The following is an 11,891-nucleotide window of genomic DNA, read 5'->3' as shown; positions in this document are numbered from 1 at the left end:
CTTAAACCTCAAGTTGGCGAAGAAGACTCACCATCTCAACAGCTGATAGCGCGGCTTCAGCGCCTTTGTTACCTGCTTTCGTGCCAGAGCGCTCGATTGCCTGCTCGATAGAGTTCACTGTCAGAACGCCGTTTGCAACTGGGATATCAAAGTCGAGAGATACCTGGGCTACACCTTTAGACGCTTCGTTAGAGACGTACTCAAAGTGTGGCGTACCACCACGAATTACCGCACCCAGTGCGATGATTGCATCATCTTGTTTCTGTTGAGCGACGCGCTTAACCGCCAATGGAATCTCAAACGCACCCGGTACACGAACGATGCGGATATTATCTTCAGAAACGCCGTGGCGTTTAAGAACGTCGATAGCACCTTCTAATAGGCTCTCTACGACAAATGAATTGAAACGGCCAACAACGATTGTGTAGCGACCATTTGCAGCGACAAAATCGCCTTCAACTACTTTTACACTCATGATCTTTTACTCTGCAAAAGGGATGTATTCATCAATCTCAAGATCAAAGCCTGAGATTGCATTAAATTTCATTGGTGAACTGAGCAGGCGCATTTTACCTACCCCAAGATCACGTAGAATCTGTGAACCTGTACCTACTGTCAGGTAAGCGCCGGACGCGCTGACATTCACTTTAGACGGTTTAGAACCACTGGTGATCTGGCTGATAGAGTCGCCAAGATCGATGCGATTACCACTATCCAGAAGCAGGGCAACACCCTTACCTTCTGCAGCGATACGCTCTAGTGCGCGACGCAGTGTCCACTTAGCTTCACTCTCCTCAGCTACGCCAACCACGTCACGCAGAACTTCAGAGCGGTTGTGTACACGAACCATAGTCGGCTCATCAGCACTGATATCACCTTTGTGAAGTGCAAGGTGGGTACAACCGAGGATCTCATCGTTATAGGTCGTGTAATTAAATTGACCGTAATCTGTCTCCAGTGAACCGGTGTCTGCCACCGTCACTGTCTGTTCATTAGTCGTACGGTAGTGGATTAGATCCGCAATGGTACCGATCTTCAAACCGTGCTCTTTAGCAAAGATCTCAAGATCGGGACGACGCGCCATGGTGCCATCTTCGTTCATCACTTCGACGATCACAGACGCTGCGCTCATGCCTGCCATACGAGCTAGATCACAACCCGCTTCTGTATGACCGGCACGGCTTAGAACACCACCTGGTTGCGCCATCAATGGGAAGATGTGACCCGGCTGAACGATGTCCTCAGGTTTAGCATCACCCCGCACGGCTGTACGCACAGTATGGGCACGATCAGCGGCTGATATACCCGTGGTCACACCTTCAGCAGCTTCAATAGAGACCGTGAAGTTGGTGGAGTAGGCTGCACCGTTGCTCTGCACCATCAGCGGTAGGTTCAGACGTTCACAGTGTTCACGCGTCAGGGTAAGACAGATTAGACCGCGGGCATTCTTCGCCATGAAGTTGATGTCATCTGGACGCACCATTTCGGCCGCAATCACTAGATCACCTTCATTCTCACGATCTTCATCATCCATCAAGATAACCATCTTACCTTGGCGAATGTCGTCGAGTAGCTCTTCGACGCTGTTTAATTGCATATCCACTCCTAAATTAACGCCTGTGCATAAAGCCTGCAGAGGCCAACATCTCCAATGAAATCCCTTCACTGGACGATTCAGATTCCTGCTTCGTTTGAAGCAAACGCTCTAAGTAGCGAGCGATCATATCCACTTCGATATGAACACCATGCCCCACTTCATACTGACTAATGATCGTCGTATCTGCCGTATGAGGCACAATGTTGAGGTGAAAACTGTCTGCATCAACACTGTTCACCGTCAAACTTACGCCGTCTATTGTAACCGATCCCTTCGGCGCGATATAGCGAGCTAACGAGCTTGGCATGTCGACGGCGATGCGCACTGAGCGGGCATCGCGCTCAATGGAAGCGATGCTACCCACACCATCGACATGTCCAGAGACTAAGTGCCCGCCTAGACGGGTTGTTGGCAGCAGTGCTTTTTCAAGATTGACCGCTTCACCGGGTTGCAGATCCATCAATCGAGTATGTGCCAGACTCTCTTGCGAAACATCGGCCGTGAAATGTTGCTGATCATACTCAATGACGGTGAGACAGACCCCGTTGGTGGCAATACTGTCACCTAATGCCACATCAGACATATCCAATTGACCCGTTGCTAAGGTCAATCGAAGGTCGCCACCAACCTCTTGTTTGGCAGCGACGGTACCGATCGCTTCTATAATTCCGGTAAACACCTTCTGCTCCTAAACCGTCCAGGTCATACGAAGATCATGACCAAACTGTCGGACATCTTTCAGTTTCATCTCGATCGCTTCAGACATCTCAGTTAATGGAAGCTCAGCTAGCGGGCGTGCATCAGACCCCATCAATTTAGGTGCCATATAGTGAACCAACTCATCCACTAGCCCTGCTGCTAGCATGGCACCGGCTAACTGGGCGCCACACTCAACCAACACTTCATTACAGGACTCTTTTTCCGCCAAATAGCTAAGCAACTGCGGCAGATCGATACGCCCTGCCTCGTTCGCTAGTTGAACCTGTTCAGCACCCTCAAGTAGGTTGCAGTCGTTTGCAGCGACAACCTGCAAGGTTCTGCCAGGCAGCGCCAGCATCTGGGCTGAGGCTGGCAGTCTTCCCTGAGAATCCAGTACCACGCGCAACGGCTGACGACCTTCAGTCAGAGGCACAACGGATGCAGGCAACTGAGCTTCTCGAACCGTCAAAGCAGAGTCATCTTGTAGTACCGATCCGACCCCGGTAATCACTGCACTACTGCGGGCACGCAATCGTTGCACATCGGCACGCGCTTCAGGCCCAGTAATCCACTGCGACTCACCCGATGCCATGGCCGTTCGGCCATCAATACTGGTGGCAAGTTTCAATCTAACAAAAGGACGGCCGCGCTCCATTCTGGAAAGAAACCCAGGATTCAGTGCCCGCGCTTCACTCTCAAGTAACCCGGCAGCCGCATCGATTCCCGCCGCTTTCAACATTGCAATGCCTTTTCCGGCGACTTCAGGGTTTGGATCAACCATGGCCGCAACGACACGCGTCACTCCGGCGTCGATGAGTCCTTGAGAGCAGGGTGGCGTCCGACCAAAGTGGCTGCAGGGTTCCAGAGTGACATAGGCAGTCGCACCGGTTGCATCACCGGCCGCTTTTAACGCGTTGACTTCTGCATGGCCCTCACCGGCGCGCTGGTGGTAACCCTCGCCGATAATCACACCATCGCGCACCAATACACAGCCGACTCTGGGGTTAGGGTCTGTGGTGTAGGTGCCTTTAGCCGCCAGCTGTATGGCTCTTGCCATGTACTGGCGATCTTCGATCGTAAAACTCAAAGTAGCTCGTCTCCAAACAGATCTGGACTATCTGGAACCTGTGGCTCCGGTTTTTTCTGACGAGATTTACGACTCGGTTTCGATTTAGGTTCTGGTTGGGCGTTAGCCGTCAGTGCCGATTTCGAGGCACTTTTAGTCTCAACTACTTCGGGCTCAGCTAGACGCTCAATTTCAAGTTTAAACTCATTGATGTCTTGGAAGTCACGGTAGACCGAAGCAAAACGAACGTAAGCGACCTGATCAAGCTTACGCAGTTCAGCCATGACCGCTTCGCCGACCAGTTTTGACTCAATTTCACGCTCTCCCGGTGCACGCAAACGCTGCTTTACACGGTTCAAACAGGCTTCAATCTGTTCAATACTGACCGGGCGCTTCTCTAGGGAACGTGTAATACCTGAACGGAGTTTCTCTTCGTCGAACGGCTGGCGACTGCCATCATTCTTAATCAGACGCGGCATTAACAGTTCAGCCGCTTCAAAGGTGGTGAATCGCTCATGACAGCTCACGCATTCGCGACGACGACGAACCTGCTGACCTTCTGAGATCAGTCTTGAGTCGTTCACTTTGGTGTCCGATGCGCCACAGTAGGGACAATGCATATTGGCCTCTCAGTGCTGTTAAAAGAGCGAAAAAGGGCAGCTCAATGCTGCCCTCGGTATTCTATGTGGTTGAGAGCGAACTCTCAAATCCACAATTAAGCGTAAACTGGGTACTTCGCGCAGATCGCTTTAACCTGCTCTTTCACGCGGTTGATCACATCATCATTGTCGATGTTCTCAAGCACGTCACAGATCCAGTTAGTTAGCTCAGCCACTTCAGCCTCTTTGAAGCCACGACGAGTAACGGCTGGAGTACCGATACGTAGACCTGAAGTGACGAACGGTGAACGTGGGTCGTTTGGAACCGAGTTCTTGTTCACAGTGATGTTAGCACGACCTAGTGCCGCATCAGCATCTTTACCGCTGTACTCTTTGCCAATTAGGCTCAGTAGGAATAGGTGGTCATCAGTACCGCCAGAAACGACATCAAAGCCACGCTGCTGGAATACTTCAGCCATCGCCTGTGCATTCTTAACAACCTGTGCTTGGTACGCTTTCCACTCTGGCTCCATCGCCTCTTTGAAGCAGACAGCCTTAGCCGCGATAACGTGCATCAATGGACCGCCCTGAGACTCTGGGAATACCGCAAAGTTCAGTTTCTTCTGCAGCTCTTCATCAGCGCGCGCAGATAGAATCAAACCACCACGTGGTCCGCCCAGTGTTTTGTGAGTCGTTGTTGTCACGACGTCAGCGTATGGCAGTGGGCTTGGGTAAACGCCAGCAGCCACTAGGCCTGCAATGTGTGCCATATCGACAAATAGGTATGCACCCACTTTGTCAGCGATTTCACGGAACTTAGCCCAATCAACGACACGCGAGTAAGCAGAGAAACCGGCAATGATCATTTTCGGTTTATTTTCTAGAGCAAGACGCTCAACTTCCGCGTAGTCTAGGTCACCGTTCTCATCAAGACCGTACTGGAAGGCATTGTAGATACGGCCTGAGAAAGAGACTGCAGCACCGTGAGTCAAGTGACCGCCGTGTGCAAGGCTCATACCCAAAATAGTATCGCCGGCTTTACAAAGCGCCATAAATACAGCCGCGTTAGCTTGTGAACCTGAGTGTGGCTGAACGTTTGCAAACGTTGCACCGAAAAGCTCTTTAGCACGCTCAATCGCAAGCGTTTCTGCTTTATCAACGTACTCACAACCGCCGTAGTAACGTTTGCCTGGGTAACCTTCCGCGTACTTGTTAGTAAGAACTGAACCCTGCGCTTCCATAACACGTGGACTGGTGTAGTTCTCTGACGCAATGAGCTCGATGTGCTCTTCTTGACGCGTCTCTTCAGACTGCATTGCTGCCCAAAGTTCTGCATCGTAGCTAGCGATGTTCATATCCTTACTAAACATGGAGATCCCCTGTATTGGTTCAACGATCTGACGACTTTGGCTGCAATCGAGAAGCCTGGTCAGCTCGAAAGATTTTGATGACGCGCATTATAAGGCAAAACGGGTAGAAAAATCACTTGAAAAGCGATCAGGTCAACCTGCAATTGTTCTCAAGTTTAAGTGTGCCGCCCTGTGATTTGACCGCCCCCTATCTGGTATACTCTGCGCAACCTTTTTAAATGGGTCATGCAACGGCGTTGTAGCCCAGATATTTTGCTAGGAATCAACACATGGCACAGTTTGTCTATTCAATGAACCGCGTTGGTAAGGTGGTCCCACCTAAACGCGAAATTCTTAAAGATATCTCCCTATCCTTCTTCCCTGGCGCGAAGATCGGTGTCCTCGGTCTGAACGGTGCGGGTAAATCAACGCTGCTAAAAATCATGGCGGGCGTCGATCAGGATTACATCGGTGAAGCGCGTCCAATGCCCGGCATTAACGTCGGCTACCTACCGCAGGAACCTGAGCTGGATGAGACAAAAACCGTTCGTGAAGTGATCGAAGAGGCGGTGGCCGATGTCAAAGGCGCTATGGCTGAGCTGGATGAGGTCTACGCAGCATACGCTGACCCAGATGCAGATTTTGATGCCCTAGCGAAACGCCAAGGCGAACTAGAGAACCTTATCACGGCCAAAGATGGTCACAACCTTGATACAGCATTAGAGCGTGCGGCCGATGCGATGCGTCTACCGCCTTGGGATGCTGAGGTAAAACACCTATCTGGTGGTGAGCGTCGCCGAGTGGCTCTTTGTCGTTTGCTGCTTGATCACCCAGACATGCTGCTACTCGACGAGCCGACCAACCACTTGGATGCTGAGTCGATCGCTTGGATCGAACGCTTCCTTCAGGAGTACCCAGGTACCGTGGTTGCGATTACCCACGACCGCTACTTCCTTGATAACGCGGCTGGTTGGATTCTGGAACTGGACCGTGGCCATGGTATTCCATGGGAAGGCAACTACAGCTCTTGGCTAGAGCAGAAAGATGCACGTCTAGAGCAAGAAGCGAAACAAGAAGCGGCTCACCAGAAAGCGATCAAAGCGGAACTTGAGTGGGTTCGCCAAGGCGCTAAAGGTCGTCAATCGAAATCGAAAGCTCGCTTGAAGCAGTTCGAAGAGATGAACTCTAAAGAGTTTCAGACTCGTAACGAGACACAAGAGATCTACATTCCACCTGGCCCACGCCTAGGTGACAAGGTGATCGAACTGAATAACGTGACTAAGAGCTACGGCGATAAGCTGTTGTTTGAAAACCTCAACTTCTCAATTCCACCGGGTGCAATTGTCGGCATCATCGGTGCCAACGGCGCGGGTAAATCGACTCTGTTCCGCATGATTGCCGGTGAAGAGCAGCCAGATTCAGGCTCTGTCGAGCTTGGTTCAACGGTACAGCTTGCCTACGTCAACCAGTCTCGTGAATTAGATGGCAACAAGACGGTCTTCGAAGAGATCTCTGACGGTTCTGATATGATCACGGTAGGCAACTACACCACCCCTTCACGCGCCTACTGTGGTCGCTTCAACTTCCGCGGTTCCGATCAGCAGAAGTTTGTGAAAGATCTGTCAGGTGGTGAGCGTAACCGCCTGCATATGGCGAAATTGCTTAAAGAGGGTGGCAACGTACTGCTTCTCGATGAGCCAACCAACGACCTGGATATCGAAACGCTACGTGCACTTGAGGAGGCAATTCTAGCCTTCCCAGGTTCTGCGGTAGTGATTTCCCACGACCGTTGGTTCCTTGACCGTATCTGTACTCACATGATCGCCTACGAAGGTGACTCACAGGTGACCTTCTTTGAAGGTAACTACACTGAGTACGCGGAAGACTACAAGAAACGCTTCGGCAAGGATCACCAGCCAGAGCGCATCAAGTATCGCCGCATGAGCTAAGCTCCTGCCACCATCAAAAAAGCCGCTTCTCAGCGGCTTTTTTTATCTCTCAATCCTGATCAAAAACCAAATCTGCCTTTCGGCTTCGTTCTACCACCGTTTTAGCGTTCGGAAGGTCGTTGTTCCAAGCTTTTTGCTCAGCCTGCTGTTGTGTGTAGCCATGATCTAACCAACGCTGAATCAGCCGACGTTCCAGCTCTTCAAATGTGGGTGATGTAAACACTGTCAGATCAAAATAGGGGGCCAACTCTGACCAAGGCGCTTCGTCTAGTAAAAGGTAGTTACCCTCTACTACGACCACTTCACACCCTTTAGGCAGAAGACCCGCATCGATATGACTCGCCTCAATTGAGCGATCAAAAATGGGGTAACGTACATCAGCATCCGCTTGTTTAATACGTCGTACCAGGCTGATCAATCCCTCTACATCGAAGGTGTCTGGAGCACCCTTTCGATCTAAACGACCTCGTTCGACCAGGACCTCATTGGTTAGATGAAATCCATCCATTGGGATAACAGCGGCCTGTCCATCCCCTTTAGTGTCATTGATAGTGTCGACCAGCTCCTCAGAGAGCGTCGACTTACCGGCACCGGGCGGGCCAACCACAGCGATGACAACCCGTGTGCCAAGCTGATGATAATTGGTTAACCATGAGAGTAGATGTTGTACCTGTTGTGAAATCATTACTGCTTACTCAGATTAGATAGAGTCCAGCGCTTCTGAGAGGCGATCAACGGCGATGATCTTCATACCCGGAACGCTCTCTTTTGGCCTGTTCCCTTTGGGCACAATCGCACGAGTAAAGCCGTGTTTAGCCGCCTCTTTGATTCGCTCCTGCCCGTTTGGCACAGGGCGAATCTCACCGGACAAGCCAACCTCACCAAAGACGATCAAGTCGGTTGGCAGTGACTTATCACGAAAACTGGAGACAATCGCCGTTAGTAGCGCCAAATCCGCGCTGGTCTCCATGACTCGTATACCGCCAACCACGTTGATAAAGACATCTTGATCGCCGGTCATTAATCCACCATGACGGTTCAATACCGCTAGCAGCATCGCAAGTCGATTTTGATCCATTCCGACAGCCACACGTTTGGGGTTGGAGTGGTGCGATGTATCGACTAGGGCTTGAAGCTCAACCAGCATCGGACGGGTGCCCTCCCAGACCACCATCACGACGCTGCCTGGCCTTGCATTATCATCACGACTTAGAAAGATAGAACTGGGGTTCTTAACCTCTTTTAACCCTGTCTCCAGCATGGCAAACACACCCAGCTCGTTGACAGCGCCAAAACGGTTTTTATGGCTGCGCAGTGTGCGGAATCGGCTGTCGCTCTCGCCTTCTAGTTGCAGTGAACAGTCGATCATATGCTCAAGTACTTTGGGGCCAGCCAATGAGCCATCTTTGGTCACGTGGCCTACCAGAAAGATCACCGTACCCGTCTGTTTGGCGTAACGCGTTAAATAGGCCGCACTTTCACGAACCTGAGATACTGAGCCCGGCGCCGATTGCACATCGGATACGTGCATCACCTGAATTGAGTCGATGACTAACACCCTAGGCTTGAGCTGATCCGCCACATCACAGATGGTCTCGACAGAGGTCTCAGAGAGCATCTTCAGATCCCCAACCGCTAGGCCTAAGCGTTTAGCACGCATGGCGACCTGTTGCAGTGACTCCTCACCGGTCACATAGAGCGCTGGCATATCGGCCACCAGTGCGGCCATGGTTTGTAACAACAGAGTCGATTTACCGGCGCCGGGATGCCCGCCGATCAACACGGCAGATCCAGGTACTAAGCCGCCCCCTAAGACTCGGTCCAATTCACCGATCTTACTGCTGATACGATCGGTCGCTTTCAGCTCCACCTCAGAGAGATTCACCACTTTCGACTGACCCGCTTCACCAGCATAACCCTGACGACGCACCGCGGCCTGAGCACCACCTGCCGGTGCCGAGCCAAGACGCACCTCTTTCAATGAGTTCCAAGCTTTACAGGCAGTACATTGCCCTTGCCATTTACTGTAATCAGCTCCGCACTCGTCGCAGACGTAGGCTAACTTTGCCTTTGCCATATAAGGTTATTACTCCATAGAAGTTGCGTAAGGTTTGGATTACGCGTACAAAATGTCTATCTATTTTGCATTAAGCGTAGATCAATAAGAAGAGAAGGAAAGATAAATGAAATTGGAAACACAAGCGGTACACGCGGGCTACCAAATCGATCCAACCACCAAGTCGGTTGCGGTACCTATCTACCAGACAACCTCTTACGCTTTTGACGACGCACAGCATGGCGCTGACCTATTCGACCTTAAAGTAGTCGGCAACATCTATACGCGCACGCAGTATTCTAAATAACCATTGTCGTTGACATAACAAATCATCCGCAAAACCTCGCTATCCGAAAAAACGATGTCAACACCCATCTATAAACAGAAACCCTCCTTTTGTTGACATAAAACCCTAAAACATAAAAAGATTTGTCAACACAGATCGAGCAATTGAACTGCTATATGTCAACACGGCGATTTCGAAAGAGGTGATGTCCTCGGTCTTTAGACCGAGAACGAATTCCAATAGTTGGTATGGATGTGACTCCTCCATGTTAGCTAGTGCGTCATGCTTAACTTCTGCTTTCTTGAATCAAAATCTGGTTTGACTAAAAGCTTGAGAAGACTGTCGGCGTGCATGCCCGCGTCAAGGCAACGCTCAATGGATGTGACTAGATCTATGTCGGGTAGCGCTTTTCCCGTGGCGCGTCCTGATTCGATGAGCAAGTGGGCTGCGAGGGCAAGGTTTGAGCGATTGAGTGAGTTCATGTGGTCCTCCTTTTCCGCAAAGGCTAAGACGGATGGAAGGGCGAGTCCAGTGACTTTATTTCAAGAATGTTTATTGTAAGGCTTTGTAATTAAAGGAGAATATTAAACCTTTCGTATTCTTACCTACGGTGATGTTACTTAAAAAGGCTTTGTTATATATTGTGTTTTAAGAGTTCATTCAAAAAGAACAATCAGCCAAACGGGAGAGCTATTTGCTCATCGATTTCCTTTTTGATTTTGTAGTACGTTGATCTTGATATTGATAGCTCTGACAAGATTTCGGAAACACTCTTCCCGCTATCGATCATCGTTCTGACTGGCTCTATGTGGTTTTGATACGTTGGCTGTTTACCTTTGTAGTTTCCTTTAAGAGCTGAATGCTTAATGCCGTTAGCTTTTCTAAGATCTCGGTCTTCTTCGAGCTGATGAAGCCCTCTGAAGGCTTTAAAGAAGTCAGGATTGCTGCTTAGCGTAAAGATGCTTTTGTCTACGTCGCAATATACGATCTCAATATTATTTAAAATACATAATTGTATGATTTCGCTGAAACTGGAAATGCTCAGGTGGGGATAGACTTCAAGATTGGTTCCAATATTTTGGATAAATGAGGTTGTGGGTTTAAGGGTGGAGTATCGCTCCACCCTTTGTAAGCCTAGTTTCCGTAACGCTCTTTGGATTTGATAGTGTTTTCGGTCTCATGAACCGAAATGAAGTCAGCGACACTGTCCAATGCGTCTTTAATCCATTTAGCGTGAGTGTGGCGATAAATTTGGTAAAACATATGCCCAAAATAGAGTGCCACACCAACCCATCCAGCATCAAAAATTAGTTGCCCAATAAAAATGTATGCCAGAAACGGCAATACAAACAGTTTTGCAGGAAGGTCGATAGGACTTCCCAGGTTAGGGGTTGTCCAACTGTTATTGTAGGCAATAACTTTCAACATGGTCCCAGCGGTGCCATCTTTAACTTTCTTATCGCCAACCTCATAAGCATGAACCATCATTTTCCGTCCCCCTGTATCGACAAGATGAAGGGTTACTTTGTCGCCAATTGATGCATCTTCCATTAACTGATGCATAAGCTTGCTATCGGTCGTTTCCAACTGATTTACGGACATTTTTAATCCATCAACATCGGTTAGAGTTCCCCCTCCAAGTCCAGGTGTACCGTTTTTAGCTTCTTCATACATAGCCTTTACATTGTCAATCATGGAATTTGTCCACTCGCAGGTGAAGGTAAAGTGACGTTTTGACATAAAAGCCTCCTTTGGCTTTAACTAGATTTTGTTTAATAAAATTTTTTTTACTTCTTGGTGCAGAAGTATTTTCCAATCTCGTTCATTTCTTTAAATTTACGACCTGCTGCTTCACTGGTCATTTCACTGTTAAATTCAGCCGCACCAATAGCGTAAGACGCTTCTTTGTAGCCGTTGTAGTTAATGGTCATAATCAATACCCAAGCCACTGTGCTCAAGTTGTAGAGGTCTTTTAAGCCGATCGTAATGCCTCTATTGGTTGTGATTAACGCCTGAAGCTTCGGATGATCTGCTAGTTTAAGTGAGCGTAGCGGCTTGTTCTTTGCTTTGCTCTCTTCCTTTATCCAGTCGGGTTTCGCGTTTTTGTCACTAATGTGCTTTTGGAGGGCGCTCAAAAGCGGATGAGGCATTGGAGTGGGCTCCATGCCTTCAACCGTATATAGAAAGACCGAATCAGACTTAATGGCTTCCTTCATTTTACCCCTCCATTAGTGTTTTTTAAGAATTAATTCAAAAAAGATTTTCAGCCAATTTAGTTTAGCCTTTGGCT

The 11,891-nt window shown here is 49.3% G+C and carries 12 protein-coding genes and 2 pseudogenes; 2 read left to right on the top strand and 12 right to left on the bottom strand.

Translation table 11 applies throughout. The features are described from left to right. Position 1: 1 nt before the first annotated feature. From ribE to glyA, 6 genes and pseudogenes are all read right to left on the bottom strand, one after another. Positions 2-475 carry a 6,7-dimethyl-8-ribityllumazine synthase gene (gene ribE, locus XMG48_RS00600; RefSeq protein WP_173480132.1) on the bottom strand — a complete coding sequence of 158 codons (474 nt, stop codon included), beginning with the start codon at positions 473-475 and terminating at the stop codon, positions 2-4. A gap of 6 nt (positions 476-481) precedes the next feature. Beyond that, positions 482-1,597, bottom strand: a complete 1,116-nt coding sequence (ribBA, locus tag XMG48_RS00595) for a bifunctional 3,4-dihydroxy-2-butanone-4-phosphate synthase/GTP cyclohydrolase II (RefSeq protein WP_173480131.1) — start codon at positions 1,595-1,597, stop codon at positions 482-484. A gap of 13 nt (positions 1,598-1,610) precedes the next feature. After that, positions 1,611-2,276, bottom strand: a complete 666-nt coding sequence (locus XMG48_RS00590; RefSeq protein ID WP_173480130.1) for a riboflavin synthase — start codon at positions 2,274-2,276, stop codon at positions 1,611-1,613. 9 nt (positions 2,277-2,285) lie between these two features. Continuing rightward, a complete protein-coding gene (ribD, locus tag XMG48_RS00585) occupies positions 2,286-3,383 on the bottom strand; it encodes a bifunctional diaminohydroxyphosphoribosylaminopyrimidine deaminase/5-amino-6-(5-phosphoribosylamino)uracil reductase RibD (protein WP_254443532.1) in 1,098 nt (365 codons plus the stop codon). A gap of 137 nt (positions 3,384-3,520) precedes the next feature. After that, positions 3,521-3,982, bottom strand: a pseudogene (gene nrdR / locus XMG48_RS00580) (transcriptional regulator NrdR); the annotation flags it as partial. Between the two features lie 95 nt (positions 3,983-4,077). Further along, positions 4,078-5,331 carry a serine hydroxymethyltransferase gene (gene glyA, locus XMG48_RS00575; RefSeq protein ID WP_173480128.1) on the bottom strand — a complete coding sequence of 418 codons (1,254 nt, stop codon included), beginning with the start codon at positions 5,329-5,331 and terminating at the stop codon, positions 4,078-4,080. A 269-nt stretch (positions 5,332-5,600) separates the two neighbouring features. On the opposite strand from glyA, the gene ettA reads away from it, so the two are divergent. Further along, the gene (gene ettA / locus XMG48_RS00570) at positions 5,601-7,259 is read left to right on the top strand and encodes an energy-dependent translational throttle protein EttA (RefSeq protein WP_173480127.1); all 1,659 of its coding nucleotides are present in this window, start codon (positions 5,601-5,603) and stop codon (positions 7,257-7,259) included. Positions 7,260-7,308: 49 nt separating this feature from the next. On the opposite strand, the gene XMG48_RS00565 is transcribed toward ettA, so the two are convergent. Continuing rightward, positions 7,309-7,944, bottom strand: coding sequence for a nucleoside triphosphate hydrolase (locus tag XMG48_RS00565; RefSeq protein WP_173480126.1), 636 nt, complete (start codon positions 7,942-7,944; stop codon positions 7,309-7,311). 15 nt (positions 7,945-7,959) lie between these two features. Beyond that, a complete protein-coding gene (radA, locus tag XMG48_RS00560) occupies positions 7,960-9,336 on the bottom strand; it encodes a DNA repair protein RadA (protein ID WP_173480125.1) in 1,377 nt (458 codons plus the stop codon). Positions 9,337-9,442: 106 nt separating this feature from the next. Here radA and XMG48_RS00555 point away from each other — a divergent pair. Continuing rightward, a pseudogene (locus XMG48_RS00555) lies at positions 9,443-9,604 on the top strand (PLP-dependent transferase); the annotation flags it as partial. Positions 9,605-9,873: 269 nt separating this feature from the next. On the opposite strand, the gene XMG48_RS00550 reads toward XMG48_RS00555, so the two are convergent. From XMG48_RS00550 to XMG48_RS00535, 4 genes are all read right to left on the bottom strand, one after another. Further along, positions 9,874-10,083, bottom strand: a complete 210-nt coding sequence (locus tag XMG48_RS00550; protein WP_173480124.1) for a hypothetical protein — start codon at positions 10,081-10,083, stop codon at positions 9,874-9,876. Positions 10,084-10,274: 191 nt separating this feature from the next. Then, positions 10,275-10,724, bottom strand: coding sequence for a helix-turn-helix domain-containing protein (locus tag XMG48_RS12140; RefSeq protein ID WP_173480123.1), 450 nt, complete (start codon positions 10,722-10,724; stop codon positions 10,275-10,277). Between the two features lie 11 nt (positions 10,725-10,735). After that, entirely contained in the window at positions 10,736-11,341 is a 606-nt protein-coding gene (locus tag XMG48_RS00540; protein WP_173480122.1) for a hypothetical protein, read from the bottom strand. A gap of 47 nt (positions 11,342-11,388) precedes the next feature. Next, a complete protein-coding gene (locus tag XMG48_RS00535; RefSeq protein ID WP_173480121.1) occupies positions 11,389-11,817 on the bottom strand; it encodes a hypothetical protein in 429 nt (142 codons plus the stop codon). Between the last annotated feature and the right edge of the window lie 74 nt (positions 11,818-11,891).

This window comes from Marinobacterium sp. xm-g-48, assembly GCF_013282925.1.
Classification (GTDB): Bacteria; Pseudomonadota; Gammaproteobacteria; order Pseudomonadales; family Balneatricaceae; genus Marinobacterium_E.
Note: the sequence above shows the minus strand (reverse complement) of the source record. Positions and strands in the feature narration are given on the sequence as shown.